General features: G+C 69.8%; 24 protein-coding genes and 1 pseudogene. 13 read left to right on the top strand and 12 right to left on the bottom strand.

Annotated elements, in window-relative coordinates; genetic code table 11:
* The first annotated feature begins 348 nt into the window (after positions 1-348).
* Complete coding sequence (locus ACZ5SK_RS13505; protein ID WP_079660715.1) at positions 349-609, top strand: DUF397 domain-containing protein; 261 nt, start codon at positions 349-351, stop codon at positions 607-609.
* 122 nt (positions 610-731) lie between these two features.
* Here the strand turns inward: ACZ5SK_RS13505 and ACZ5SK_RS13500 are convergent, their stop codons facing one another.
* Positions 732-1,214 carry an ATP-binding protein gene (locus ACZ5SK_RS13500; RefSeq protein ID WP_334578102.1) on the bottom strand — a complete coding sequence of 161 codons (483 nt, stop codon included), beginning with the start codon at positions 1,212-1,214 and terminating at the stop codon, positions 732-734.
* Between the two features lie 375 nt (positions 1,215-1,589).
* On the opposite strand from ACZ5SK_RS13500, the gene ACZ5SK_RS13495 reads away from it, so the two are divergent.
* From ACZ5SK_RS13495 to ACZ5SK_RS13485, 3 genes are all read left to right on the top strand, one after another.
* Positions 1,590-2,414: a helix-turn-helix domain-containing protein gene (locus tag ACZ5SK_RS13495; RefSeq protein WP_361708632.1), complete on the top strand. Its 825-nt coding sequence runs from the start codon at positions 1,590-1,592 to the stop codon at positions 2,412-2,414.
* Positions 2,415-2,538: 124 nt separating this feature from the next.
* The gene (locus ACZ5SK_RS13490; protein ID WP_334578101.1) at positions 2,539-3,999 is read left to right on the top strand and encodes an aldehyde dehydrogenase family protein; all 1,461 of its coding nucleotides are present in this window, start codon (positions 2,539-2,541) and stop codon (positions 3,997-3,999) included.
* A gap of 62 nt (positions 4,000-4,061) precedes the next feature.
* Entirely contained in the window at positions 4,062-4,703 is a 642-nt protein-coding gene (locus ACZ5SK_RS13485) for a PadR family transcriptional regulator (RefSeq protein ID WP_334578100.1), read from the top strand.
* Positions 4,704-4,791: 88 nt separating this feature from the next.
* On the opposite strand, the gene ACZ5SK_RS13480 is transcribed toward ACZ5SK_RS13485, so the two are convergent.
* Positions 4,792-6,204: a glutamate decarboxylase gene (locus ACZ5SK_RS13480; RefSeq protein ID WP_334578099.1), complete on the bottom strand. Its 1,413-nt coding sequence runs from the start codon at positions 6,202-6,204 to the stop codon at positions 4,792-4,794.
* Between the two features lie 86 nt (positions 6,205-6,290).
* Positions 6,291-6,851 (bottom strand): annotated as a pseudogene (locus tag ACZ5SK_RS13475) (voltage-gated chloride channel family protein); the annotation flags it as partial.
* A 154-nt stretch (positions 6,852-7,005) separates the two neighbouring features.
* On the opposite strand from ACZ5SK_RS13475, the gene ACZ5SK_RS13470 reads away from it, so the two are divergent.
* Positions 7,006-7,767 carry a MerR family transcriptional regulator gene (locus ACZ5SK_RS13470; protein WP_334578098.1) on the top strand — a complete coding sequence of 254 codons (762 nt, stop codon included), beginning with the start codon at positions 7,006-7,008 and terminating at the stop codon, positions 7,765-7,767.
* Between the two features lie 50 nt (positions 7,768-7,817).
* Here the strand turns inward: ACZ5SK_RS13470 and ACZ5SK_RS13465 are convergent, their stop codons facing one another.
* Positions 7,818-8,183, bottom strand: coding sequence for a YbjQ family protein (locus ACZ5SK_RS13465; RefSeq protein WP_361708573.1), 366 nt, complete (start codon positions 8,181-8,183; stop codon positions 7,818-7,820).
* A gap of 139 nt (positions 8,184-8,322) precedes the next feature.
* Here ACZ5SK_RS13465 and ACZ5SK_RS13460 point away from each other — a divergent pair, with 139 nt between their 5' ends.
* Positions 8,323-9,285, top strand: a complete 963-nt coding sequence (locus tag ACZ5SK_RS13460; RefSeq protein ID WP_468575997.1) for a DedA family protein — start codon at positions 8,323-8,325, stop codon at positions 9,283-9,285.
* A gap of 68 nt (positions 9,286-9,353) precedes the next feature.
* Here ACZ5SK_RS13460 and ACZ5SK_RS13455 read toward each other — a convergent pair whose 3' ends face one another.
* A complete protein-coding gene (locus tag ACZ5SK_RS13455; RefSeq protein ID WP_334578095.1) occupies positions 9,354-11,015 on the bottom strand; it encodes a threonine/serine exporter family protein in 1,662 nt (553 codons plus the stop codon).
* 114 nt (positions 11,016-11,129) lie between these two features.
* Positions 11,130-11,621, bottom strand: coding sequence for an inorganic diphosphatase (locus ACZ5SK_RS13450; protein ID WP_055637912.1), 492 nt, complete (start codon positions 11,619-11,621; stop codon positions 11,130-11,132).
* A gap of 79 nt (positions 11,622-11,700) precedes the next feature.
* Between ACZ5SK_RS13450 and dacB the strand changes: the two genes are divergently transcribed.
* From dacB to folE, 6 genes are all read left to right on the top strand, one after another.
* Positions 11,701-13,371 carry a D-alanyl-D-alanine carboxypeptidase/D-alanyl-D-alanine endopeptidase gene (gene dacB / locus ACZ5SK_RS13445; protein ID WP_361708566.1) on the top strand — a complete coding sequence of 557 codons (1,671 nt, stop codon included), beginning with the start codon at positions 11,701-11,703 and terminating at the stop codon, positions 13,369-13,371.
* 108 nt (positions 13,372-13,479) lie between these two features.
* On the top strand, positions 13,480-14,613 hold the full coding sequence (locus tag ACZ5SK_RS13440; protein ID WP_334578093.1) for a zinc-dependent metalloprotease: 1,134 nt from the start codon (positions 13,480-13,482) through the stop codon (positions 14,611-14,613).
* A gap of 194 nt (positions 14,614-14,807) precedes the next feature.
* Entirely contained in the window at positions 14,808-15,830 is a 1,023-nt protein-coding gene (gene tilS, locus ACZ5SK_RS13435; RefSeq protein ID WP_334578092.1) for a tRNA lysidine(34) synthetase TilS, read from the top strand.
* Between the two features lie 72 nt (positions 15,831-15,902).
* A complete protein-coding gene (hpt, locus tag ACZ5SK_RS13430) occupies positions 15,903-16,463 on the top strand; it encodes a hypoxanthine phosphoribosyltransferase (protein WP_334581228.1) in 561 nt (186 codons plus the stop codon).
* 186 nt (positions 16,464-16,649) lie between these two features.
* Complete coding sequence (ftsH, locus tag ACZ5SK_RS13425) at positions 16,650-18,689, top strand: ATP-dependent zinc metalloprotease FtsH (protein WP_334578091.1); 2,040 nt, start codon at positions 16,650-16,652, stop codon at positions 18,687-18,689.
* 153 nt (positions 18,690-18,842) lie between these two features.
* On the top strand, positions 18,843-19,448 hold the full coding sequence (folE, locus tag ACZ5SK_RS13420) for a GTP cyclohydrolase I FolE (RefSeq protein WP_334578090.1): 606 nt from the start codon (positions 18,843-18,845) through the stop codon (positions 19,446-19,448).
* 45 nt (positions 19,449-19,493) lie between these two features.
* Here folE and ACZ5SK_RS13415 read toward each other — a convergent pair whose 3' ends face one another.
* From ACZ5SK_RS13415 to ACZ5SK_RS13390, 6 genes are all read right to left on the bottom strand, one after another.
* Complete coding sequence (locus tag ACZ5SK_RS13415; RefSeq protein WP_334578089.1) at positions 19,494-19,979, bottom strand: DUF3180 domain-containing protein; 486 nt, start codon at positions 19,977-19,979, stop codon at positions 19,494-19,496.
* A 72-nt stretch (positions 19,980-20,051) separates the two neighbouring features.
* Positions 20,052-20,663, bottom strand: coding sequence for a 2-amino-4-hydroxy-6-hydroxymethyldihydropteridine diphosphokinase (folK, locus tag ACZ5SK_RS13410; RefSeq protein WP_334578088.1), 612 nt, complete (start codon positions 20,661-20,663; stop codon positions 20,052-20,054).
* On the bottom strand, positions 20,660-21,019 hold the full coding sequence (folB, locus tag ACZ5SK_RS13405) for a dihydroneopterin aldolase (protein ID WP_079660698.1): 360 nt from the start codon (positions 21,017-21,019) through the stop codon (positions 20,660-20,662). The genes folK and folB overlap by 4 nt, the downstream gene beginning before the upstream one ends.
* A gap of 247 nt (positions 21,020-21,266) precedes the next feature.
* Positions 21,267-21,779, bottom strand: a complete 513-nt coding sequence (locus ACZ5SK_RS13400) for a nuclear transport factor 2 family protein (RefSeq protein WP_334578087.1) — start codon at positions 21,777-21,779, stop codon at positions 21,267-21,269.
* Positions 21,776-22,729, bottom strand: coding sequence for a dihydropteroate synthase (gene folP / locus ACZ5SK_RS13395; RefSeq protein ID WP_334578086.1), 954 nt, complete (start codon positions 22,727-22,729; stop codon positions 21,776-21,778). Before folP ends, ACZ5SK_RS13400 begins: the two co-directional genes overlap by 4 nt.
* A 76-nt stretch (positions 22,730-22,805) precedes the next feature.
* The gene (locus tag ACZ5SK_RS13390) at positions 22,806-24,617 is read right to left on the bottom strand and encodes a phosphatidylglycerol lysyltransferase domain-containing protein (protein ID WP_334578085.1); all 1,812 of its coding nucleotides are present in this window, start codon (positions 24,615-24,617) and stop codon (positions 22,806-22,808) included.
* A gap of 233 nt (positions 24,618-24,850) precedes the next feature.
* Here ACZ5SK_RS13390 and ACZ5SK_RS13385 point away from each other — a divergent pair, with 233 nt between their 5' ends.
* Entirely contained in the window at positions 24,851-25,978 is a 1,128-nt protein-coding gene (locus ACZ5SK_RS13385) for an alpha/beta hydrolase (protein ID WP_334578084.1), read from the top strand.
* Positions 25,979-26,098 lie beyond the last annotated feature (120 nt).

Genomic DNA, 26,098 nt, shown 5'->3' with positions numbered 1-26,098 from the left:
CCCGGCGTCCGCCGGAACGGTGTCCCTCGGGCGGGTTCCGACGGTGTTCGCCGGCCCTCCGTCGGCGATCCGTTGTCGTGCCGACGGAACACGATGGCCGTGGCGCGCGTCTGTTCCTAGGACACGAGTGGTTCGATCCGGACGACTTTCACGGGGACTCCACGGAGTCCGGCGAATCGAACGAGTTGGGTAAAGCGGGCGTCAAAGCTGTAACCGCACAAGCACCGCGCGTGCACGTGCATCTGCTCATGCGACTGCACGTGAACGGGGTTATGATCCGGGACAGTTGACCACGGCACCAATGGCCACACGGGCCACACGAGCCAGCGCACCACCAGGGAGCGACCTGTGGACCACGACGTTGACGGGGGGCACGACGTGTACAACGGCATGACGGCCACACAGCTGTACGGCGTTGCCTGGCAGAAGAGCCGGCACAGCAACTCGCAGGGTTCCTGCGTGGAGTTCGCGCGTCTGCCGGGCGGCGACGTGGCCGTACGCAACTCGCGTTTTCCGGACGGCCCCGCGCTCGTCTACACGCGGGCCGAGATCGAGGCGATGCTGCTCGGCATCAAGGACGGCGAGTTCGACCACCTGATCGCGAGCTGACGTCCCCGGCTGCCCCGTACGTCGTCGCCGTCACGATCACCGCACCGCCCATATCGGAAATCCCGCCGGAAAACAGTGCACAACGCGCGTAGAACCGCGGCACCAGGGTGCGCCGCGGTTCGTCATGCGGCGGGAGTGTGCAGCCTGAACAGCGCCCAGACGACCTTGCCGCCCAGGCTGCCGGAGAGCGGATGCCAGCCCCAGCTGTCGGCGAACGAGTCGACGAGGAACAGGCCGCGGCCCGACTCCGCCGAGAAGTCCTCGCCCTCACGGGGCAGGGGACTGTCCTGGCTGGGATCGCGCACCGCGCACACGAGCCGCTCGGTCCATCGCATCAGGTGCAGCCGCACGGGCGGATGCAGATCCGTCATGCACGGGCCGTCGTCCGGGGACAGTCCGTGTCTCAGCGCGTTGGTCACCAACTCCGAGACGACCAGACAGACGTCGTCGAAGCGGTCGCCCACGTCCCACTGACCGAGGGTCCTCTTGGTGAACTGGCGGGCTTCGCGCACCGCTTCGAAGCGGGCGGGCAGGGCGCACGAGGCGGCGTTGGACACGGCCGCGGGATCAAGCGGCGGAAGGCCCTGCCGTAACGGCTCGAGCATGGTCGATCCATTCGTCCCCATGCGAGGCACTCCCGGGATTCGCGGTCGTTGCGATGCAGCGGTGGCGCGGGACCATGGTTTCTGATGCGCACTGCGGATGCAAGGGCAGATGCACGTGCACGTGACCGAAATGGACCCGCCCGTACCGCTTCTTGGCCATTTTTTCCGCCAACTTCTCGCTCATCAGAGGCACTTCTCTTGCTTTCCCCTCACTCTTCCCTCGCATCGCTCTGTGCGTATCCTTTGGCTTCTTTCCATCTCTGTAATCAGACGAGTACTGCTCGAAGTGTTTTAGTGGCAGACTGCGGCCCCTAGGACGGGTTGGGGAGGCTGGCGAACGTGAGCGCGGGAGAGCCCGGATCGGTGGTGCGGCGGATGCTGCTCGGCTCGCAACTACGGCGGCTGCGTGAGACGCGAGGCATCACGCGCGAGGCGGCCGGATACTCGATCAGGGCGTCGGAGTCGAAGATCAGCCGCATGGAACTGGGCCGGGTGAGCTTCAAGACCCGGGACGTGGAGGACCTGCTGACGCTGTACGGCATCACGGACCACACCGAGCGCCAGGCCCTCGTCGGACTCGCCCGCGAGGCCAACGTGGCGGGCTGGTGGCACAGTTACTCGGACGTCCTGCCCAACTGGTTCCCCACCTACGTCGGTCTGGAAGGCGCGGCCGCGCTGATCCGGGCGTACGAGGTGCAGTTCGTGCACGGCCTGCTCCAGACCGAAGCGTACGCCCACGCGGTCGTCAGCCGGGGCATGAAGGGCGCGAACGCGGCCGACATCGACCGGCGGGTGGCGCTGCGCCTGGAGCGGCAGAAGTACCTCGTCGCCGAGAACGCCCCCGACGTCCACATCGTCCTCGACGAGGCCGCCCTGCGCCGCCCGTACGGCGACCGCGAGGTGATGCGCGGGCAGCTCCAGCATCTGATCGACTTCTCCGAACGCCCCAACGTGAAGCTTCAGGTGATGCCGTTCAGCTTCGGCGGGCACTCCGGTGAGTCCGGCGCGTTCACGATCCTGAGCTTCCCCGAGTCCGACCTGCAGGACGTCGTCTATCTGGAGCAGCTCACCAGCGCGCTCTATCTGGACAAGCGCGAGGACGTCGCCCAGTACGAACAGGCGCTGAAGGAGCTCCAGCAGGACAGCCCCGGACCGGACGAGAGCCGGGACCTGCTGCGCGGACTGATCCAGCTGTCGTAACGGGCTTCCCCCCCACTCAACGGCCTTCTCCCCCAACTCCCCTGAAACACCCGTACGATGACGTGTGATCAGTACGTGATGCCGAGCGATCACAGCCGATCGCAGCAGGGGATTGAGGGTTCACATGTCGTCCTACTTCACCGACCTGGCCCAGCAGTACATCGACGGTAAGTGGCGTCCGGGGACGGGGTCCTGGGACATCATCACTGTGAACCCCTACAACGGCGAGAAGCTCGCCTCGATCACCATCGCCACCGTCGACGAGGTCGACGAGGCCTACCGCGCCGCCGCCCGCGCCCAGAAGCAGTGGGCCGCGACCAGCCCCTACGCCCGCCGCACGGTCTTCGAGAACGTGCTGCGCCTGGTGGAGGAGCGCGAGCCGGAGATCAGCGCGATCCTCGTCGACGAGGCCGGCGGCACGCTCGGCAAGGCCGCCTTCGAACTTCACCTGGCCAAGGAGTTCCTGCGCGAGTCGATCCAGCTGACGCTGCGCCCCGAGGGCCGCATCCTGCCCTCGCCGATCGACGGCAAGGAGAACCGCGTCTACCGCGAGCCGGTCGGCGTGGTCGGGGTGATCAGCCCCTTCAACGTCCCGTTCCTGCTGTCGCTGAAGTCCGTCGCCCCCGCGCTGGCCCTCGGCAACGGCGTGGTGCTCAAGCCGCACCAGAACACCCCGGTCGCCGGCGGCACCGTCATCGCCAAGCTCTTCGAGGACGCGGGTCTGCCTCCGGGCCTGCTGAACGTCGTCGTGACCGACATCGCCGAGATCGGCGACGCCTTCCTGGAGCACCCGATCCCGCGGGTCATCTCCTTCACCGGCTCCGACAGGGTCGGCCGGCACGTCGCCACCGTCGCCGCCTCGCACTTCAAGCGGTCCGTCATCGAACTCGGCGGCAACAGCGCCTTCGTCGTCCTCGACGACGCCGACCTCGACTACGCGGTCGACGCGGCCGTCTTCAGCCGTTTCGTCCACCAGGGTCAGGTCTGCATGGCCGCCAACCGCATTTTGGTCGACCGCTCCGTCGCCGACGAGTTCACGGAGAAGTTCGTCGCCAAGACGAAGACCCTCAAGGCCGGCGACCCCCGCGACCCGCAGACCATCATCGGCCCGCTGATCAACAGCTCGCAGGCGGAGGCGGTCTCGTCCGTCGTGACGCAGGCGATCGCCGCGGGCGCGAACGCTCTCCTGCACGGCACGACCACCGAAAACGTCGTCGAGCCCTCCGTGCTGGCGGGCCTCCCCACCGACTCCCCCCTGCTCCGGCAGGAGGTCTTCGGCCCGGTCGTCTTCCTCAACACCTTCGACGGCGAGGACGAGGCCGTACGCCTGGTCAACGACACCCCGTACGGCCTGAGCGGCGCGGTCCACACCGCCGACGTCGAGCGGGGCGTCGCCTTCGCCCGGCAGATCGTCACCGGCATGTTCCACGTCAACGACTCCACCGTCCACGACGAGCCGATCGTCCCCTTCGGCGGCGAGAAGAACTCCGGTGTCGGCCGTCTCAACGGCGAGATGACCGTGGAGGCCTTCACCACCACGAAGTGGATCTCCGTCCAGCACGGCCGCAGCGGCTTCCCCTTCTGAACGCGACCGGGGCGGGCACCCGCGCATTGGGGCGCCCGCCGACCACGCCCTAACCTGGGCACATGTCAGCGATCCGTCTTCTCGTGCTGGGCGCCGTGCGTCAGCACGGGCGGGCCCACGGCTACCAGGTGCGCGGCGACCTGGAGTACTGGGGCGCCCATGAGTGGTCCAACGCCAAGCCGGGCTCGATCTACCACGCCCTGAAGCAGATGGCGAAGCAGGGACTGCTGCGCGAGCACGAGACGGCGCCGTCCACCGCGGGCGGCCCGCCGCGCACCGAGTACGAGATCACCGAGGCCGGTACCGAGGAATACCTCAGGCTGGTGCGCGAGGCGCTGACCTCGTACGACCAGAAGATGGACATGAAGACGGCGGCGATCGGCGCCGTGGTCGACCTCCCGCGCGCGGAGGCCGTGTCGCTCCTGAAGGAGCGCATCCGCCGCATCGAGGAGTGGCGCTCCGCCGTCACCGAGCACTATGTCCCCGAGGACGGCCCGGAACAGCTGGGCCACATCGGCGAGATCATGAACCTCTGGGTCCACACGGCCGACACGGACGCCGAGTGGACCCGCGGCCTCATCGCCCGGATCGAGGAGGGGGCGTACACCTTCGCCGGGGAGGGCGAGCCGTTCGTCGGCGTACTGGCGGAGGGCCAGGAGAACCCGTACGCGACGAAGGAGCCGCATCCGGGGGACTCCCGCTGACACCTGCACGAACCGCTGCCGCCGGGGCCGGTGGCGGCCGCCACCGGCACAGCCCAGCGGGTCGATCCAGCCCAGCGGGTCGATCCGCCTAGTGATGGAACCCGGTCGCCACCCCCTTGTCCCGGGTGGACGGCCCCGACTGCCGCCGCAGCTCCGGCAGCAGCCGGGTCAGGTCCTCCACGAACAGGTCGGCGAGGTCCTCCGAGAAGCCGTTTCTGCACACGACCCGCAGGGCGGACAGGTCCTCCCGCTTCGGCGGGAAGGTGTAGGCGGGAACCAGCCAGCCGTTCTCACGCAGCCGCCGGGAGACGTCGAACACGTCGTACGACTCCACGCCCGGCGCCGTCGTGAAGGCGAACACCGGCAGTTGGTCGCCCCGGGTGAGAAGCCGGAAGTCCTCGAGCGCCTCCACCCGGTCGGCGATGCCCCGGGCCACATCCCGCGTGGACTGCTGCACCGCACGGAAGCCCTCGCGGCCCAGCCGCAGCAGCGTGTAGTACTGCGCGACGACCTGCGCGCCCGGCCGGGAGAAGTTGAGCGCGAAGGTCGGCATGTCGCCGCCCAGGTAGTTCACACGGAACACCAGCTCCTCCGGCAGTGCCTCCCTGTCACGCCACAGAGCCCAGCCGACCCCCGGGTACACCAGCCCGTACTTGTGCCCCGAGGTGTTGATGGACGCCACGCGCGGGAGACGGAAGTCCCACACCAGGTCCTCGTCGAGGAAAGGAGCGATCATCGCGCCGGACGCGCCGTCCACATGCACCGGGATGTCGAGCCCGGTCCGCTCCTGGAGGGCGTCCAGGGCCGCGCACAGCTCGGCGATCGGCTCGTAGGACCCGTCGAAGGTGGAGCCGAGGATGCCGACGACCCCGATGGTGTTCTCGTCGCACAGCTCGGCCGCGGCCTGCGGGTCGAGATGGAACCGGTCCCCCTCCATGGGGACCTGACGGGCCTCCACCTCCCAGAAATTGCAGAACTTCTCCCAGCAGACCTGGACGTTGACGCCCATCACGAGGTTCGGCCGGACATCGCGCGCGGGATAGCGATCGGCGTTGCGCTGCGCCCACCTCCGCTTCATCGCCATCCCGGCGAGCATGCACGCCTCGCTCGACCCCGTCGTCGAACATCCCACGGCCGCCGACGGGTCGGGCGCGTTCCACAGGTCGGCGAGCATCGCCACACAGCGCCGCTCCAGCTCGGCGGTGCGCGGATACTCGTCCTTGTCGATCATGTTCTTGTCCCGGCACTCCGCCATCAGCACCCCGGCCTGCGGCTCCATCCACGTGGTGACGAAGGTGGCCAGGTTGAGCCGCGCATTGCCGTCCAGCATCAGCTCGTCGTGCACGAGCTGATACGCCGTCGACGGCGGCATCGGCGCGTCCGGCAGCCGGTGTTTGGGCGGCGCCTCGGTCATACCGCCCAACGGATTCGCCTCGCCGTAGAAGGGGTTGACGGACAGGGGGCGCTCGTCGGGCTTCTTGTGGCCTTCGTGCAGGGGCATGGCTTCTTCTCCTGACTGAGGAGCGACGAGCGCCGGGTGGCGTTCTACCGCTTCATCGGATCGAGGGGTCTGATCGGTTCACGCAGTCACCGCACCGCCGTTCCGACGTCGCGCAACTGCATCTGTGGCCGCCCGTCATCAGCAGCCGGGCCGGCAGCGAGGCGATGCACAGCAGGGCGACGAGGGCATGCGCGGTGAGGCCGAGGGCGACGACCACGAACACGGACGGGAAGATCCGCCCGCCCCAAAAGCCGCAGGACGCGGCGACGAGCAGCGCCGTCGGCTTCACCACCGTCATCGTCACGCACTGTCCGGCCGACCAGCCCTCCGGATCGGCCGCGAGCTCCCCGACCCTCGCCGAGCCCCTTGAAGAGCGTCAGAGGGCCGCCCAGGGCCCCCAGCAGGCCCAGGACGAGTCCGCCGGCCGGCAGCGCCGGCATCGGGTGCCCCAGCCGCACCAGGGTGGTCGTCATCGAGCCGGCCGCGGCGGCGACCAGCGGCGCGAAGACGTCGTCCCACAGCGCCCCCTGGGTCTGCCGCCCCGCCGCCCCGCTCACCAGCAGGAACAGCAGGGTCGCCGGCACGCCGACGACGAGAGCGGGCAGGATCGACGGCAGCAGGACGCCTGCCGGAGTCGCCGGAGCGAAAGGCGTCTGCCGCGCGGTGTCCTGGGCCACGGGCTCACGATAAGCGGGCCCAACGGGACGGACATCTTGAAAAGTGCCACTCGGGGGCGGGGCTTGCACCTCACGTGACGTGAGGACACATCGTGGAGCCCGTACCGAGAAGGGAGCGGGTGAAGTGAGCTACTCCGTAGGACAGGTCGCCGGATTCGCCGGGGTCACGGTGCGCACCCTGCACCACTACGACGACATCGGCCTGCTCGTCCCCGGCGGGCGCAGCCACGCAGGTCACCGGCGCTACGAGGACGCCGACCTCGACCGGCTGCAGCAGATCCTGTTCTACCGCGAGCTCGGCTTCCCGCTCGAGGAGGTCGCGGCCCTGCTCGACGACCCGGCGACCGACCCGCGCGCGCACCTGCGCCGCCAGCACGAACTGCTGACCGCCCGGATCGAGAAGCTGCAGAAGATGGCCGCGGCCGTGGAACACGCCATGGAGGCACGCAAGATGGGCATCAACCTCACCCCCGAAGAGAGGTTCGAGGTCTTCGGCGACAAGGACCCCGAGCAGTACGCCGAGGAGGCGGAGCAGCGCTGGGGCGGCACCGAGGCCTACGCCGAGTCCCAGCGCCGCGCCGCCGGCTACAGCAAGGACGACTGGAAGCGCCTGCAGGCCGAGGTCGACGACTGGAGCGAGCGCTACGCCGGCCTGGTGGCCGCGGGCGAACCGCCCACCGGGGAGACGGCGATGGACATGGCCGAGGAACACCGCCGGCACATCAGCACATGGTTCTACGACTGCCCGCACACGACGCACCTGTGCCTGGGGGAGATGTACGTCTCCGACGAACGCTTCAAGGCGTTCTACGACTCCATGCACCCGGGCCTCGCCGAGCACCTCAAGGAGGCGATCACGGCCAACGCGGCGCGACGGACGTCGTAGGGCGACGCCTCCGTGGTCCTGGTCCGGACCTACTCCCTACTCCCTACTCCCTACTCCTGGACCAGGACCACCGCCGTCCCGTAGGCGCATACCTCGGTGCCCACGTCCGCCGCCTCCGTCACGTCGAAGCGGAACATGAGCACGCCGTTGGCTCCACGCGCGCGTGCCTGCTCGACGAGGCGTTCCATGGCCTGGTTGCGGGTCTGCACGAGGGTCTTGGTCAACCCCTTGAGCTCGCCGCCGATCATCGACTTCAGGCCCGCGCCGATCTGGCTGCCCAGGTGCCGTGAGCGCACGGTCAGTCCGAAGACCTCACCGATGACCTGCTGCACCCGGAACCCGGGTACGTCGTTCGTGGTGACGACCAGTACGTCCGGCTGGGGGCCCTGCCCGCCGCCGTAATCCTCGATGCCCATGGCTCACAGCCTCGTCCCAGTCGGGGCACAGCGCATCCCGGGGGCACCCGTGGAACCTGGGGTGGGCACATTGCGTTGATAGCTTTGTGCGGCCGTACCAAAAACGCCGTACGTCCCCCACCCGTAGGAGCCCGGAACCGTGATGACTCTTGCCCTCGGGCCGAGCTGGCTGGACCCCAACTATCTGCTCGACACCTACAGCATCTGGGGCCTGCTGCTCATCGTCTTCGCGGAGTCGGGTCTGCTGATCGGGTTCTTCCTGCCCGGCGACTCGCTGCTGTTCACCGCCGGCCTGCTGATCACCTCGAACCAGCTGGACTTCCCGCTGTGGGGCGCGATCGCCCTCATCTGCGTCGCCGCGATCCTGGGCGACCAGGCGGGTTACATGTTCGGCAAGAAGGTCGGCCCCTCGCTCTTCAACCGCCCGGACTCCCGCCTCTTCAAGCAGGAGAACGTCAGCAAGGCGCACGAGTTCTTCGAGAAGTACGGCCCGAAGTCCCTGGTCCTGGCCCGCTTCGTGCCCATCGTGCGCACATTCACGCCGATCATCGCCGGCGTCAGCGGCATGAAGTACCGCTCGTTCCTGATCTTCAACGTCATCGGCGGCGTGCTGTGGGGCGCGGGCGTGACGCTGCTCGGCTCCTGGCTCGGCAAGATCGACTTCGTCAAGGCGAACATCGAGGCGATCCTCATCCTGATCGTCCTCGTCTCCGTGATCCCGATCATCATCGAGTTCCTGCGCGCGCGTTCCCAGGCCAAGAAGAACCCCCCGCAGGCCGCCCCCGCCCAGCAGCGGCCCCCGGTCATGGACGACGCGACAACCCAGCTCCGCCGCGTCGAAGAGCCCGCCCCGTACGGCAACCACACGTACGACCAGAACCAGGGCTACCAGGACCAGAGCCGCCAGAACCAGGGCTACCAGAACCCCGGCCATCAGAACCAGGGCCACGCCAACCAGGGCCACCCGAACGACTACTACGGCGGCCAGCAGCAGTACCCGCAACAGCAGCAGTACCCCCAGGACTGGCAGCAGCAGCCCCAGCAGCCCCAGCAGCCCCAGCAGCCCCAGTACCCGTACGACAACCAGAACCAGGGCTACTAGACAGGGCTACCGGAAGCGAGCGTCCCTGAAGGGCGCGGGAAGGGCGCGGGAAGGGTGCGGGGCGGTGCTCAGAACCCCCGCGTCCTCTTGGCGGCCCGCCGTTTCTCCGCGGAGCCGATCCGCAGGAACAGCCGCGACACCTCGGATCCCAGGTTCACGCCGATGGCGATGGCCATGGCGAGCGCCGCGGCCTTGGCGAGCGACACCAGCCCCGCGTCCACCTTGTTCTGCGCGATCGCCAACAGCCCGAAATACGTCGCCGACCCCGGCAGCAGGGGCCCGATCGCGGCGGTCGTGTACGGCAGGGCGGACGCGAACCGGTATCGCGAGAGCAGCTGCCCGAACAGTCCCACCACCCCCGCCGCGACGGCCGTGGAGGCCACCGGCGAGATCTCCCCGGTGTAGTACATCGCGCCGTACACCGACCAGGCCACACCGCCGTTCAGCGTCACGGCCAGCACGGTGGATCGTTCCTGCTGGAGCAGCACCGCGAACGTCAGCGAGAGCAGCATCGACGCCCCGATCTGCCACAGCGGGTGCTTGCCGATGCCCAGGGCCGCGTCGGGGTTGAGATGGGCGCCAAACTGCACGCCGACGTAGAGCATCACCAGCACCCCGGCGACGATGCCCACGAAGAAGTACGTGACCTCCAACAGGCGGGCGGCGGCGGTGATGTAGAAGCCCGTCAGACCGTCCTGGACGCCCGCCACCAGCGCCCGTCCGGGCAGCAGCGCGAACAGCCCACCGGTGACGACCGCGGAGGCCTTCACATCGACGTGACCCAGCGTCAGCGCGATGCCTATCGCGGCCGGCGGCATCGCGGCGACCAGGAACTGGTAGAACTCCGGCAGTCCGCGCCCCGCGCAGAGCCACGCCAGCCGGTCGCCGAGCATCGCGCCGAGCGCGGCCGCGACGAACACGACCACGTCACCGCCGACCAGCACCGAGGCCGCGCCCGCGAGCAGCCCGCTCGCCGAGGTCAGCACCCAGGTCGGATACGGGTGCCGGTTGCGGCGCATCTCCGCGAGCCGCCGGTAGGCCTCCTCCAGGGAGAGGTGGGTCTCCGGGTCGCTCAGATCGTCCACGAGCCGGAAGACGGCCGCCAGGCGCGTGTAGTCGGTGCCTCGGCGGCGCACGGTCCGCGACGCCGTCACCGGGTCCTCCACCAGGGACGGCTGGTACGAGATCGACAGCAGCGTGAAGGTGACGTTCGGCTCGCAGCGGTCGAGCCCGTAGGAGCGGCAGACGGCGAACATCGCGGCCTCCACGTCCTCGGCGCCCTCCCCGCCCGCCAGCAGCAACTCGCCGATGCGCAGCGTCAGGTCGAGCACGCGCGGGACGGCCGGGCCGCCCTCCTCCGCCTTGGGGCCCGGCTCCGGCGCGGGCCGTTCGGCCACCGGCATCCGCAGCATCGTGCGCATCCGGTCCTGCCAGGGCACGTCCTTGGTCAGACTCACCATCGGCACGCCGGCCGCCGGTGTGAACGCGGCCGGGGCCTGTCGGGCGCTGTACGTGCGCGGCAGACTGAACGCCGACCCCTCGGTCTCCCCGGCGGCCTGCTGCCCCACGTCCAGGCCCTGCGGAACGGCGAACTCCGAGGTGGTCTCCGACTCGACCCCGGCCTTCGGGACGGCCAGCCCCGCCGGGATCGCGAACTCCGACGTGATCTCGGGGTCGAAAGCACCCCTGGCCTCGTCCGACTGCGGTTTGCGGTCCTCCGCCTCCGACACTCAGCAACGCTCCCTGAACGACACCTTCCGTGGGCCTCAGTATGCGCACAGACACGCGAGAGGGCCGCACGCGTGCGCGTGCAGCCCTCTACGCACCTCTATGCGGCCGCTGCCTCAGTGACCGCCCTGGTCCTTGAACCGCTTGTAGGACCGCTCGATCTCCGCCTCGGCGTCCGTACGGCCGACCCAGTCGGCGCCCTCCACGGACTTGCCGGGCTCCAGGTCCTTGTAGACCTCGAAGAAGTGCTGGATCTCCAGGCGGTCGAACTCCGACACGTGGTGGATGTCCCGCAGGTGCTCCACGCGCGGGTCGGTCGCCGGGACGCACAGCAGCTTGTCGTCGCCGCCGGCCTCGTCCGTCATCCGGAACATGCCGATCGCGCGGCACCGGATCAGACAGCCCGGGAAGGTGGGCTCGTCCAGGATGACCAGCGCGTCCAGCGGGTCGCCGTCCTCGCCGAGAGTGTTCTCGACGAATCCGTAGTCGGTCGGGTAGGCGGTCGAGGTGAAGAGTCGACGGTCCAGGCGGATCCGACCGGTCTCGTGGTCCACCTCGTACTTGTTCCGCGAACCCTTCGGGATCTCGATCGTGACGTCGAACTCCACCGGTGGCTCCTCCATGATCAGCACATAGTTCTGGTGGTTAAGTGTCCCTCACGCAGCTGTGTGATCGCGAAAGGGGCTGGTGATCGTGCCAGAGCTGAGGCCTTGGCGGGCCGCGAGACCGCATGTGGTGCGGGTCGCGGACGCCGTACGACCGCGTCTGGCGCGGGCCGCAGGGATCGTACGACCCCGCCTCGCGCGCGTGGCCGCCGCCAAGCCGCAGGTCGCACGGCTCACACGGGCGGCGAAGCCGCACCTCGCACGCGTCACGAAGCCGATGACCTCCAGACCGAACGCCAGGTCCTGGCAGTACACCGCGGGTGCGGCGACCGCCGGGCTGGCGCTGGCCGCCGGCGTGGTGACCGCCGCCGGCCCCTGGGACTCCACCGGTCAGCGTACGGCGGAGCGGGACCGGGCGGCCGCCCTCGAACGGACGGGTGGCGCAGATCACGGCCGCCCGAACGATTCGTCCGGTACGTCCGACACGGCGGCCGGTGCGCCGCGGCCCGCCCCCAGTGCCGCCTCCGTCCTCACCGGCCTCGGCGGCACCGTCGGCAGCACCGTGAAGTCGGCCCCGGCCGCCCTCCCCACCGGTCCGGGCCTCGCGAACGTCCTGGCCCCCCTCCTGGACGATCCGGCTCTCGGCGCCCGGCACACCGCCGCGATCGTCGACGTGGCCTCCGGCAGGCAGCTGTACGGCACCGGAGCCGACCAGGCGTTGACCCCGGCGTCCACCACGAAGATCGCCACCGCGGTCGCCGCGCTCTCCGCGATGGGCGCCGAGCACCGCCTCACCACGCGCGCGGCGCTCGAGCCCGACACCAAGGAGCTCGTTCTCGTCGGCGGCGGCGACCCCACGCTCACGGCCCGCCCCGCCGCCGAGGGCTGGGCGAGCCTGCGCACCCTCGCCGTCTCCACCGCCGCCGCCCTGAAGAAGCGCGGCCTCACCCGGGTGACGCTCTCGTACGACACGACCCGGTACGCCGGAACCCAAGTTCACCCCATCGGGGTCAACCCCAACCTCGCCCCCGTCACCGCCCTGTCCGCCGACGAGGGCCGCACCGACGACTCCACCAGCGGCCCGGCGACCCGGGTGAGCGACCCGGCGGCCGACGCGACCCTCAGGTTCGCGGAGTTCCTGAAGGCCGCCGGCATCAGGACCACGGCCCCCGGCCCCTCCAAGGCCACCACGCGCGCGCAGAGCCTCGCCACCGTTTCCTCGCCCCCGCTGTCCGCCCTGGTGGAGCGGATGCTCACCAACAGCGACAACGACATCGCCGAGGCCCTCGCCCGCCAGACCGCCGTCGCGACCGGCGTCCGCGCCGACTTCGACGGCGCCGGCAAGGCCGTCCAGACCCAGCTGAAGAAGCTCGGACTGCCGACGGCCGGCGCCCGCTTCAGGGACGGCAGTGGCCTCAACCGCGAGGACCGGCTCACGGCGAACCTGCTGACCGCCCTCCTGGTCAAGGCGGGCGACCCCGCCCGGCCCGACCTGCGCCCCGTCCTCACCGGCCTCCCGGTCGCCGGCTTCACCGGCACCCTCACCAGCCGCTACGGCGACGGCGCGGCCGGTGTCGTCCGCGCCAAGACCGGCACCCTGACCGGCGTGAACACCCTCGCCGGCACGGTCGTCGACCGGGACGGCCGCCTCCTCGCGTTCGCCCTCCTGACCGCCGACACGACCGACCCGGCGGCCGCCCAGGCGGCGTTGGACCGGGCGGCCACGGCGCTCGCCGGATGCGGCTGCCGCTGAGGGGCACGGCCCACCACCCCCGAGCCGCCCCCGGCCCCGACCCTGACATCTCCCTGACCGGCCGCCTGCGGCCTGCCCCCAACGGCGGCGCTCACGTACGGTTGACGCATGACGAGCATCGGTGGTGCCGCATCTTCGGGGATGGTCGACTGGAATCTCGCGGTGGCGACCGCGACCCGCCTGGTACGGCCGGGACCCGAGGTCAGCCGTGACGAGGCCCGTGCCGTCGTCGCGGAACTGCGCCGACACGCCAAGGCCTCGGAGGAACACGTCCGGGGCTTCACTCGTATGGGCACCGAGGTCATCCACGACACCCCGATCCTCGTCGTCGACCGCCCCGGCTGGGTGCGGGCGAACGTCGCGGGCTTTCGGGAGATCCTCAAACCCCTCCTCGACAAGATGCAGGAGCGGCGCGGCAACACCCCCGGCGGCGCGGTTCTCGGCGCCGTCGGCGGCAAGGTCACCGGCGTCGAACTCGGCATGTTGCTGTCCTTCCTGTCCTCCCGGGTCCTCGGCCAGTACGAGACCTTCGCGCCCGCCACCCGCGAACTGCCCGCGGGCGCGAACGGCGGCGGCCGACTGCTGCTCGTCGCGCCGAACATCGTCCATGTGGAACGCGAACTCGACGTACAGCCCCACGACTTCCGCCTGTGGGTGTGCCTCCACGAGGAGACGCACCGCACCCAGTTCTCCGCCGTGCCGTGGCTGCGCGACCACCTGGAGGGCGAAATCCAGTCGTTCTTGGGCGAGACCGACGTCGACCCCATGACCTTCCTGGAGCGCGTCCGGGAAGCCGCCCAGTCGCTCGCCGGCGGCCGACCGGAGGGCGAGGAGGACGACGGCGGGCGTTCCCTGGTCGAACTCGTGCAGACGCCCGCGCAGCGCGAGATCCTCGCCCGCCTCACCGCTGTGATGTCCCTCCTGGAGGGCCACGCCGACTTCGTCATGGACGGAGTCGGACCGGAAGTCGTGGCGACGGTCGCGGAGATCCGCGAGAAGTTCCAGCAGCGCCGCGCGAAGGGCGCCTCCCGGCTGGACCTCGCGCTGCGCAAACTGCTGGGCCTGGACGCCAAACTCAAGCAGTACCGGGACGGCGAACGCTTCGTCCGGGCCGTCGTCGACCAGGTCGGCATGGACGGCTTCAACCGCGTATGGACCTCCCCGAACACACTTCCGACCAAGGCCGAGATCGCCAAACCGGCGGACTGGGTCGCTCGGGTGCACCGCAAGGCCGAGTCGTGAACCCCGGGCACAGGTGGTGAACCGAATCCGGCCGCCGGCAGGCGAACGCCCCTTCAATCACCCGTCCGAGGGACCGTGAGCCCCCGGTAGGCGTGCAATGCTCGGGGAACGGCCCGGTTCTGTCACCATCTACACACTCTGAGTGACCGATCCTCGGGTTCACCCCCCGAAAACTTCATGAAGGGAACCGGACAATGGGTCCCCATCCTGCGGTCGCGGCGATACGCCTGGCGGTCCGCCGCGTTCTTCACGACATCCTCAATGACCACCCCGCCCCCGAGGCAAGCCCGCACGAGCGCCCGCCGTCGCCGCTCGTGCTCGTGGCGTGCTCCGGCGGCGCCGACTCCATGGCGCTCGCCTCCGCCCTCGCCTTCGAGGCCTCCCGGCTCGGCATCCGCGCCGGCGGCGTCACCGTGGACCACGGCCTGCAGCCCGGCTCCGACCTGCGCGCCGAGGAAGTCGTCCTGCGACTGCGTGAACTCGGCCTCGATCCGGTCGAGTCCACCGCCGTGTCCGTCGGCCGCGCAGGCGGCCCCGAGGCCGCCGCCCGCGACGCGCGCTACACCGCCCTGGACGCCGCGGCCGAACGCCACGGCGCCGCCGCGATCCTCCTCGGCCACACCCGCGACGACCAGGCCGAAACCGTCCTCCTCGGCCTCGCGCGCGGCTCCGGCATCCGCTCCCTGTCCGGCATGGCCGCGGTCTCGGGGGCCGGCGGCCGCTACCGCCGCCCCTTCCTCCAGCTCGACCGGCAGACCGCCCGCAAGGCCTGCATGGTCCAGTCCCTGCCCGTCTGGGACGATCCCCACAACGCCGACCCGGCCTACACCCGCTCCCGGCTGCGCCACGAGGGCCTGCCCGCCCTGGAGAAGGCCCTCGGCAAGGGCGTCGTCGAAGCCCTCGCCCGTACGGCCCAGCTCTCCCGCGACGACGCCGACGCCCTCGACGCCTGGGCCGGCCAGGCCGAGTCCTCCGTACGGGACGCAGCCGGCCTCCTGGAGTGCGCCAAGCTCTACGCGCTGCCGCCCGCGGTACGCCGCCGGATCCTGCGGCGTGCCGCCATCGAGGCGGGCGCCCCGGCCGGTTCCCTCTTCGCCCGGCACATCGAGGAGGTCGACCGGCTGATCACCGGCTGGCGCGGCCAGGGAGTCATCAATCTCCCCGGCAAAGTCGTCGCCCAGCGCCAGGGTGGCAGACTGGTGATTCGGCAAGGCTGAATCCGGGCCCTCCGGCAGGACCGCTTACGTGGTCGTGGGCGGTCCCGGTGGCCGGTGGGACAACCGAAAGTGATGCGGGTGGACGCGAAAGACATGGGCACCGACCTCAAAGAGGTGCTCATCACCAAGGAAGAGATCGACGCGAAGCTGGTCGAGCTGGCCGCGAAGATCGACGCGGAGTACGCGGGCAAGGACCTGCTCATCGTCGGCGTGCTCAAGGGCGCCGTGATGGTCATGGCCGACCTCGCCCGAGCGCTGTCCACCCCCGTCACCATGGACTGGATGGCCGTGTCGTCCTACGGCGCGGGCACCCAGTCCTCCGGTGTGGTGCGGATCCTCAAGGACCTCGACACCGACATCAAGGGCAAGCACGTCCTGATCGTCGAGGACATCATCGACTCGGGCCTGACCCTGTCCTGGCTGCTGTCCAACCTCGGCTCGCGCGAGCCCGCCTCCCTGAAGGTGTGCACGCTGCTGCGCAAGCCCGAGGCCGCCAAGGTCGCCATCGACGTGCAGTGGGTCGGCTTCGACATCCCCAACGAGTTCGTCGTCGGCTACGGTCTCGATTACGCCGAGAAGTACCGCAACCTCCCGTTCGTCGGTACGCTCGCGCCTCACGTCTACGGCGGCTGAACCCGAAGGGCCCAAAGCCCCGTACGAAGATCGGGAACCCCGGCGGCCCTCTCGCCGTTGGAGCATGCAGACGGGTGCGCCAGCCGTCCCGTGCGGCTTCGCGCGACAAAGCTGGGGTACCGTCAGAAGAACTGTCTTATCAAACTCACTATGGCAGGAGGGACGGGGCGACACCGCTCCGTATGGATGGACGTGAAGCGATACTTCCGTGGGCCGGTCATGTGGATCGTGCTGGCCGTCCTTGCCGTGGTCGTGTTGATGCAGGTCGTCGGCTCGTCCGGCGGCTACAAGACGGTGGACACAGGCCAGGTCATTGCAGCGATCAACGACAACAAGGTCGAGTCGGCCAAGCTCACCACCGGTGACGAGCAGACCATCAAGGCCACGCTCAAGGACGGCACAAAGATCGAGGGCAGCTCGAAGATCCAGGCGAGCTATATCGGCGATCAGGGCGTGACCATCGCCAACACGCTGCAGACCAAGTACCAGGACAAGCAGATTCCGGACGGCTACACGGTCTCGCCGACGAAGCAGAACGCCTTCGTCGGGATCCTGCTGTCCCTGCTCCCCTTCGTCCTCATCGTGGTCGTGTTCCTGTTCCTGATGAATCAGATGCAGGGCGGCGGCTCCCGGGTCATGAACTTCGGGAAGTCCAAGGCCAAGCTCATCACCAAGGACACCCCGAAGACGACGTTCGCCGACGTCGCCGGCTCGGACGAGGCCGTCGAGGAACTCCATGAGATCAAGGAGTTCCTCCAGGAACCGGCGAAGTTCCAGGCCGTCGGCGCCAAGATCCCCAAGGGCGTGCTCCTGTACGGGCCTCCCGGCACCGGCAAGACCCTGCTCGCGCGCGCCGTCGCCGGCGAGGCGGGCGTTCCCTTCTACTCGATCTCCGGTTCCGACTTCGTCGAGATGTTCGTCGGTGTCGGTGCCTCCCGAGTCCGTGACCTCTTCGAGCAGGCCAAGGCGAACGCCCCGGCGATCGTCTTCGTCGACGAGATCGACGCGGTCGGCCGCCATCGCGGCGCCGGCCTCGGCGGCGGTCACGACGAGCGCGAGCAGACGCTGAACCAGCTGCTCGTCGAGATGGACGGCTTCGACGTCAAGGGCGGTGTGATCCTCATCGCCGCGACGAACCGGCCCGACATCCTCGACCCGGCCCTTCTGCGCCCCGGCCGCTTCGACCGTCAGATCGCGGTCGACCGCCCGGACATGCAGGGCCGTCTGGAGATCCTGAAGGTTCACCAGAAGGGCAAGCCGGTCGCGCCCGACGTCGACCTGGCCGCCGTCGCCCGCCGCACCCCCGGCTTCACGGGCGCCGATCTCTCCAACGTGCTGAACGAGGCCGCGCTGCTGACGGCCCGCTCGGACCTGAAGCTGATCGACAACCACATGCTGGACGAGGCGATCGACCGTGTGGTCGCGGGCCCGCAGAAGCGGACCCGGATCATGTCGGACAAGGAGAAGAAGATCACCGCGTACCACGAGGGCGGTCACGCCCTGGTCGCGGCGGCTTCGCCGAACTCCGACCCGGTCCACAAGATCACCATCCTGTCCCGCGGCCGTGCCCTCGGCTACACGATGGTGCTCCCGGACGAGGACAAGTACTCCACCACCCGCAACGAGATGCTCGACCAGCTGGCCTACATGCTGGGCGGCCGAGCGGCGGAGGAGCTCGTCTTCCACGACCCGACCACGGGCGCCGCGAACGACATCGAGAAGGCCACGGCGACCGCGCGGGCGATGGTCACCCAGTACGGCATGACCGAGCGTCTGGGCGCCATCAAGTTCGGCGGCGACAACACCGAGCCGTTCCTCGGCCGTGAGATGGCTCACCAGCGCGACTACTCGGAAGAGGTCGCCGCCCTGGTGGACGAGGAAGTCAAGAAGCTCATCGAGAACGCGCACAACGAGGCCTGGGAGATCCTGGTCGAGAACCGCGACGTCCTCGACAACCTGGTGCTTCAACTGCTGGAGAAGGAGACGCTGGGCAAGGAGGAGATCGCCGAGGTCTTCTCGGCCATCGTCAAGCGCCCGGCACGGCCCGCCTGGACCGGCTCCTCGCGGCGCACGCCCTCCACCCGTCCGCCGGTGCTCTCCCCCAAGGAGCTCGCACTGACGAACGGCGCCAACGGCGCGACGCCGGCCATCTCCACCGCCAAGTCCACCGCGGTGGAGTCCAGCCCGGTGGCCGAGCCCGCCCCGGAGGACCGCCCGGAGAGCTGACCCGGCTCCGGGAGCCCCACCAGGCCCGGAATGGATGCCGCGCCCCCCAGGACCTAGCCTGGGGGGCGCGGCATTTCGTATGACCGATTCTCTATGCCCGCAGATGAGGCGCGTGCCCCACACGCGCGAACCCGCACAGGAACGAGGCACCAGATGACCGACCCCGTGACGCTGGACGGTGAAGGCTTCATCGGCGAGTTCGACGAGAAGCGCGCCGAGAACGCCGTACGCGAACTGCTGATCGCGGTCGGCGAGGACCCGGACCGTGAGGGCCTCCGCGAGACGCCGGGACGGGTGGCGCGGGCGTACCGGGAGATATTCGCGGGGCTGTGGCAGCAGCCCGAGGACGTCCTGACCACGACGTTCGACCTCGGGCACGACGAGATGGTGCTCGTGAAGGACATCGAGGTGTTCAGCACCTGTGAACACCATCTGGTGCCGTTCAGAGGCGTCGCCCACGTCGGCTACATCCCCTCCATCAGCGGGAAGATCACCGGTCTGTCGAAGCTGGCCCGCCTCGTGGACGTCTACGCTCGCCGGCCACAGGTGCAGGAACGTCTCACCACGCAGATCGCCGACTCCCTGATGGGGATTCTGGAGCCGCGCGGTGTGATCGTCGTCATCGAGTGCGAGCACATGTGCATGTCCATGCGGGGCATTCGCAAGCCCGGCGCCAAGACCATCACGTCGGCGGTCCGCGGGCAGTTGCGGGACGCGGCGACGCGCAACGAGGCGATGAGCCTGATCATGGCGGACTGACGCCCGTCGGCCACGCCTGCCCCGCCTGCGTTCGCACGCGCGGTGTCACGCCGTCGACGCTGCGCCGTTTTGGTGGTCGTCGTCCTCGGGGAGCCTGCAGACGCGTTCCAGGAACATGGCCGCCGCTATGACCGCGATGCCCGCCAGGACCGAGAAGCCCGCGTAGATGGCCTGATCGCGACGGGCCGGGATGTCGAGGGACTCCAGGAGGAAGACGCCCGTGCCTCCGTACATGCCGGAGACCAGGGCGGCCACCAGGGCGCTGGCCTGACCGAAGACGACAGCGCGGGCCGCCATCAAGGGGTCGACGCCCTTGGCCTCGGGGCGCCGCTCACGCTGGGCCTTGAGACGCCCGCGCAGCGAGAACGCCGTCGCGAGCAGGACCACGGCGATCAGGGCGAGCACGATGGGGGCGGCCAGCGGGACGCTGGGGAGGGTCCCGATCGAGTTCCAGAGGCGGGCGCCCGCCCAGGACAGGATCGCGGCGACGACGAACACGCCGGCCAGCACCCTGATGCGCAGCTCTCTCACGGTGTCCCTTCAGCTCCCCCGAGCCCGCGGGCGCGGACAGCGCGCGGGCAGTGGTCTTCCTGACCTTAACGACTACTCGGGCAGCTGGAGTTCCAGGTCCTTGCGGGCCGCGATGCCCTCGCGGGTGACGGCGTCGAGGAGGTCGGCGACCGCGCCGCGGCCGGGGAGTTGGGCCTCGGGCTCCACGTCGTGCCAGGGGGCGAGGACGAAGGCGCGTTCGTGGGCGCGGGGGTGGGGGAGCGTGAGGCTCGGGTCGTCGTCGACGACGTCGGCGTACGCGACGATGTCGACGTCGAGGGTGCGCGCACCCCAGCGCTCGTCCCGCACCCGGTGGAAGGCCTCCTCGACGGCGTGCGCCCGCTCCAGGAGCGAGGACGGCGGCAGGGTCGTCTTCAGCAGGATCACCGCGTTGAAGTACGACGGCTGGCTGCCGGGCTCGACGCCCCACGGTTCGGTCTCGTACACCGGGGAGACGGCCTTGATGCGGACGCCCGGGGTGTCCTCCAGGGCGTCGATGGCGCCCTGGAGGGTCTCCAGACGGTTGCCGAGGTTGGCGCCGAGGGAGATCACGGCCCGTTGGGGGTTGTGCAGGGTGGTGTCGGCGGCGTCGACCTTCTCGACGACGGAGGCGGGTACCGGCTGTACGGTCGGGTCGCTCTGGCCCTCGGTGAAGAACGCGGTCATGCACGGCTCCGGGTGATGGTGACGGTCACGTCGTCGAAGGGGACGGTGATCGGGGCGTCCGGTTTGTGGACGCAGACCTCGACCTCCTGGACCCCTTCGTGCTTCAGGCAGGCCTGGGCGATGCGCTCGGCGAGCGTCTCGATGAGGTCGACGGGGTCGCCCTGGACGACGGCCACGACCTCCTCCGCCACGATGCCGTAGTGCACGGTCTTCGCCAGGTCGTCGTCGGCGGCGGCCGGTCGGGTGTCCAGGCCCAGGACGAGGTCCACGATGAAGGTCTGGCCCTCCTCGCGTTCCTTGGGGAACACGCCGTGGTACCCGCGGGCCTTCAGGCCGCGCAGCGCGACACGATCCACGCGAATCCTCCTGCAGTCGTCGGTTCGGCCGGTGCGTACCGGGTGCGGGCAACGCCCCGGCCCTCGAACGAATCTACCTGCGAGCACTGACAGACCCTGGCCCCGGCCGCGGTGGCCCGGGTCGGAGCCAGGAGTGTTCACCGGGTGTTTTCCTTGGGACGCCCGGCGGCTCACACGTCGGTAGCCGCGCCTACCCACGGGTTCGTGATTCCAACCACTTCTTGGTCCCTGTGGGTCCTCTACCCGTTCAGGAGGGGGTGTCCTCGTCCTCGGAGTCCTCGGGCTCGTCGTTTTCGGCCAGCACCGGAGAGCCGTGGTGCGACCACAGCTTCCAGCCGTCGGACGTGCGGCGGAACACGTTCGTGGCGACCACCAGCTGACCGACGAGCGGCCCGAGCTCCTCGCCGGCCTCCGGCGCGGGGCCGCCGCTGAGGATGTTCTCGGTACAGGTCACGACCGCGGTGTCGCCGGTGACGGAGACATGCACATCGGTGAGGAAGAACTGGATGTAGTCGGTGTTCGCCATGATCAGCGCGTACGACCTGAGGACCTCGCCGCGGCCGGTCAGCACGGGCCAGCCGGGGTGCACGCAGGAGATCACGCCGACGTCCGCCGGGTCGTGGTAGGTCTCGTCCACGCCCAGGTCGGCCGGGGTGAGCCAGAGCGAGGACACCCCTTCGAAGTCGCCCTGTTCCAGTGCTTCGTAGAAGGCGGTGTTGGCGGCCTCGACCTGCTCGACATCGGTGTGGGGGGCGCTCACCGGGCTCCTTCTGCGCCGTGCGGGCCGTGCGGACGGTGTGCGCCGGGGTGCGCGTCCTGAGTGTTGTGCGTGCCGGGCGTGTCGCCTGCCTCGCGCGCCTCCTCCACGGCGCGTGCGACCCGTACCGCGTCCGCCGTCGCGCGTACCTCGTGCACGCGGACCGCCCAGGCGCCGGCCTGTGCGACGAGGGCGGAGACGGCGGCCGTGGCGGCGTCGCGCTCGCGCGCGGGCGGCGGCGCGCTTCCGGGGCCGGCGAGGACGCGGCCGAGGAAGCGCTTGCGGGAGGCGGCGACGAGCAGCGGATGGCCGAGGGACCGCAGGCGGTCGAGGTGGGCCAGCAGCGAGAGGTCGTGGTCGGCCTCCTTGGAGAAGCCGAGGCCCGGGTCGACGACGATGCGGTCCGGGGGGATGCCGCCCGCCAGGACGGCGTCCACGCGCGCGTGCAGTTCGTCCATGACGTCGGCGACGACGTCGGCGTAGACGCCCTTGACGTTGCCGCCCTCCAGGAAGCCGCGCCAGTGCATGACGACAAAGGGCGCGCCCGCGTCCGCCACGGCCGGGATCATCGCCGGGTCGGCGAGGCCGCCGCTGACGTCGTTGACGAGGGCGGCGCCGGCCGCGAGGGCCTGGGCGGCGACGGAGGCGCGCATCGTGTCGACGGAGACGACGACGCCCTCGGAGGCGAGACCGCGGACGACGGGAACGACCCGGCGCAGCTCCTCGGCCTCGTCGACGCGGGTGGCGCCGGGGCGGGTGGACTCGCCGCCGACGTCGACCAGGTCCGCGCCCTCGGCGACGAGTTGGAGGCCGTGCTTGACGGCGGCCGTCGTGTCGAACCAGCGGCCGCCGTCGGAGAAGGAGTCGGGGGTCACGTTGACGACTCCCATGACCGCGCAGCGGTCCCAATCCGGAAGGCCGTCGACGCGCCCGCGTCCGCTCTGCTTGCTCATACGTTCAGCGTAGGCCCAGGAAGGGCCCGGACCGCGGTGCGGCCCGGGCCCGGGTCCCGTTACCTCCATCGTGCGGCTATGCCGCCCGTACGTCTCTCTCCGCCATCGTGTGCGCACACGCGCGTGCCGCGGTGGAGCGGCGGCGCAGGAAGCGCGGCAGGGGGAGGGCGAGGTTGACGAAGCCTTCGGCCTGCATGGCGGCGAAGCCGATGCGGGGGAGGTCGCCGGAGGCCCGGTAGACGACGAAGCGGGGTTCCCAGCGGGGCTGGAACTTGGCGTTGAACTTGTACAGGGACTCGATCTGGAACCAGCGGGAGAGGAAGACCAGCAGGCCGCGCCAGGCGCGCAGGACGGGTCCGGCGCCGATCTTCTCGCCACGGGCGAGGGCCGAGCGGAACATCGCGAAGTTCAGCGAGACGCGGGTGATGTCGAACTTGGGGGCGGCCTGGAGGGCGGCGACGATGAGGAGTTCGTTCATGCCGGGGTCGGCGGAGCGGTCGCGGCGCATCAGGTCCAGAGAGGCGCCGTCGGGGCCCCAGGGCACGAAGTGCAGGATCGCCTTGAGGTCGCCGTACTCGCCGGGGGTCTCGTCGGCCTTGTGGGCGGTGGCGATGAGGCAGTCGCCGTCGCCCGGGTCGCCGATGCGGCCGAGGGCCATGGAGAAGCCGCGTTCGGTGTCGGTGCCGCGCCAGTCCTCGGCGGCGCGGCGGACGCGCTCGAGTTCGGCTTCGCCGAGGTCACCCACGCGCCGTACGCGGGTCTCGTAACCGGCGCGTTCGATGCGCTTGACCATCTGGCGCACGTTGCGCATCGCGCGGCCGGCGAGGGAGAAATCCGCGACGTCCACCACCGCCTCGTCGCCCAGTTCGAGGGCGTCCAGGCCGGTCTCTCGGGTCCAGACCTCGCCGCCGGTCTCGGAGCAGCCCATGACGGCCGGGGTCCAGGAGTGGGCCTTGGCCTCGTCCATGAAGCGCTCGATGGCGCCGGGCCAGGCCTCGACGTCGCCGATGGGGTCGCCGCTGGCGAGCATCACGCCGGAGACGACGCGGTAGGTGACGGCGGCCTTGCCGCTGGGGGAGAAGACGACGGCCTTGTCGCGGCGCAGGGCGAAGTGGCCGAGGGAGTCGCGGCGGCCGTGCTTGGCGAGGAGCGCCCTGAGGCGGGACTCGTCCTCCTCGGTGAGGCGTGCGGCGGGGTGTTCGGGACGGAACGCGAGGTAGATCGTCGTCACCGCGGTGATCCAGCCCAGGGCGCCCAGCGAGAAGGCGACGGTCCAGGAGGTGTTGCCCTGGTAGTCGACCGGGCCCTCGAAGCCGAAGAGGCCGTACAGGACGTGCGTAATGCGATCGGCCAGGCTCGGGTCGCCGATCATGCGGTTGGGGTGGACGCTGACGATGACCAGTCCCAGACCGAGGGAACCGGCTCCCATGAGGACGAAGTTGGCCAGCGCGCGCCAGCGGCTGCGCGGATCGGGCAGCGCCGCGAACTGGTCGCGATGCAGCAGCAGCGGCACCAGGAGCGCGACCGAGATGAGCGCGCCCACGATCGAGTGCCGGTACACGAACTGTGCGACCGCGCCCGCCGGAAGCAGCACCACCGCCGCACGCCAGGCGCGCCGCTTGCTGCGCTTGAGGCCGTGGGCGAGCAGCAGCAGCAGGACGCCGGCGCTCAGCGACAGCGCGGCCACGAAGGGCCCGAAGGAGCCGGGCAGCACCTCCGCGAAGGTGTGCATACGGCTGTGCCGGAACCGCGGGAAGACACCCGCGGCGACGTCCAGCAGACCCACGAGGGCACACGCTCTGCCGACGAGGGCAGGTACGGACTCGGGGCGCGGACCTCGCACTATCTGCCGCACCCGGCTTGATCGGTGCGGAACCCCGCCCGACATTTCCCCATCTTCCGTGACAGACATCGCATCCCGTAGTTCCGCGAGAGACCTTGAACCCGGTGCCGATTCGGGCATCCGGCGACATTGCGCCCTCTAGGACGGTGTCTAGGGCTGAGAGGTTCACTCGTTTCCTCAAAGCCACTGAAAAGGCCAAGGAAAGTCTGGGACAAGCCCTCGCGAAGGAGTCGGGGGGACGGGCGTGTTCCCCGACGGAGAGCAGGCAGGAAACCATCGTGGGTCTCACGAGCAACAAAGTGCTGCTGTTGTCAGTGCTGTTCGCCCTCTCGCTGTTCGTCGGCACGGTGTGGCTGTGGCCGCGCCTGGCCCGGCGCAGCTGGCGGGCCGTCAGCGGGCGCGTCGGCCTGCTGCTCGCCACCCAGTTGGCGCTGTTCGCGTCGGTCGGGCTCTCCGCCAACCAGGCCTTCGGCTTCTACGCCAGCTGGGCGGACCTCTTCGGCAAGGAGACCGACCAGGGCGTGGTCGTCGACCATGCGGCGGACGGGGGCCCCGCGGGGCCGCTGCAGGTCGTCGACACGCGACGCGTGGACGGCGGGGGCAGCGGGCGGCCGCAGCTGGGCGGGCAGGTCCAGAAGGTCGCCGTCAACGGGAGGACGACGCACATAGCCACGACCGCGTACGTGTATCTGCCGCCGGAGTACTTCGACCCGGCGTACCGCACGCGTACGTTCCCCGCGGCCGTCATCCTGACGGGATACCCCGGTACGGCGGAGGCGCTCGTCAACAAGTTGCACTACCCGAGCACCGCGCGGGAGCTCGCCAAGGACGGGCGTATGCAGCCGATGATCCTGGTGATGCTGCGGCCGACGGTCGCGCCGCCGCGGGACACGGAGTGTGTGGACATCCCGGGCGGCCCGCAGACCGAGTCGTTCTTCGCGAAGGACCTGCCGGACGCCGTGACGGCCCACTACCGGGTGGGCAAGAAGCCCGGCAACTGGGGGATCATCGGCGACTCCACGGGCGGCTACTGCGCCCTGAAGCTGGCGATGCACCACCCGGAGGTCTACGCGGCCGGTGTGGGCCTTTCGGCGTACTACAAGGCGCCGATCGACCCGACCACGGGTGATCTCTTCCACGGGAACAAGACGCTGCGCAACGAGGCGGATTTGCTCTGGTATCTGAAGAACCGTTCCGCTCCGAATACCTCCCTGCTGGTCACCACCAGCAAGGTTGGAGAATCCAACTACAAGGCAACCATGAAGTTCATAGCGCTGGCGAAGGGTACGGGCAAAACCCGGATCTCGTCGATCGTCCTGGACAGCGGCGGGCACAACTTCAACACCTGGCGGCGGGAGATCCCGCCGGTGCTGCAGTGGATCAGCGGGCGGCTGGGCGACCGGTGACAGCGCCCTTCGGCGGCTCCGACCGGAAATGATCTTGCTTCCCGTCGAATTCGTCGGCAGCGCTGTTTGCTGATGTCCTGTGAAGACTTCGGTATGGCTGTGTTTTTGCGGGGCGGGGCG

Source organism: Streptomyces sp. NPDC031474 (assembly GCF_055581185.1).
The sequence above is the reverse complement of the archived record's forward strand: the minus strand, read 5'-3'. Positions and strand labels throughout refer to the sequence as shown.

What these genes read in the sequence shown, in the direction of transcription:
- ACZ5SK_RS13390 (WP_334578085.1), bottom strand. Translation starts at nt 24,617, where the DNA reads ATGTCGGGCGGGGTTCCGCACCGATCAAGCCGGGTGCGGCAGATAGTG.
- ACZ5SK_RS13495 (WP_361708632.1), top strand. Translation starts at nt 1,590, where the DNA reads ATGCTGCTCGGCTCGCAACTACGGCGGCTGCGTGAGACGCGAGGCATC.
- folE (WP_334578090.1), top strand. Translation starts at nt 18,843, where the DNA reads ATGACCGACCCCGTGACGCTGGACGGTGAAGGCTTCATCGGCGAGTTC.
- ftsH (WP_334578091.1), top strand. Translation starts at nt 16,650, where the DNA reads ATGGACGTGAAGCGATACTTCCGTGGGCCGGTCATGTGGATCGTGCTG.
- ACZ5SK_RS13480 (WP_334578099.1), bottom strand. Translation starts at nt 6,204, where the DNA reads ATGCCCCTGCACGAAGGCCACAAGAAGCCCGACGAGCGCCCCCTGTCC.
- hpt (WP_334581228.1), top strand. Translation starts at nt 15,903, where the DNA reads ATGCGGGTGGACGCGAAAGACATGGGCACCGACCTCAAAGAGGTGCTC.
- folP (WP_334578086.1), bottom strand. Translation starts at nt 22,729, where the DNA reads ATGAGCAAGCAGAGCGGACGCGGGCGCGTCGACGGCCTTCCGGATTGG.
- ACZ5SK_RS13500 (WP_334578102.1), bottom strand. Translation starts at nt 1,214, where the DNA reads ATGCTCGAGCCGTTACGGCAGGGCCTTCCGCCGCTTGATCCCGCGGCC.
- ACZ5SK_RS13440 (WP_334578093.1), top strand. Translation starts at nt 13,480, where the DNA reads ATGACGAGCATCGGTGGTGCCGCATCTTCGGGGATGGTCGACTGGAAT.
- ACZ5SK_RS13490 (WP_334578101.1), top strand. Translation starts at nt 2,539, where the DNA reads ATGTCGTCCTACTTCACCGACCTGGCCCAGCAGTACATCGACGGTAAG.
- tilS (WP_334578092.1), top strand. Translation starts at nt 14,808, where the DNA reads ATGGGTCCCCATCCTGCGGTCGCGGCGATACGCCTGGCGGTCCGCCGC.
- ACZ5SK_RS13465 (WP_361708573.1), bottom strand. Translation starts at nt 8,183, where the DNA reads ATGGGCATCGAGGATTACGGCGGCGGGCAGGGCCCCCAGCCGGACGTA.
- ACZ5SK_RS13485 (WP_334578100.1), top strand. Translation starts at nt 4,062, where the DNA reads ATGTCAGCGATCCGTCTTCTCGTGCTGGGCGCCGTGCGTCAGCACGGG.
- folK (WP_334578088.1), bottom strand. Translation starts at nt 20,663, where the DNA reads ATGACCGCGTTCTTCACCGAGGGCCAGAGCGACCCGACCGTACAGCCG.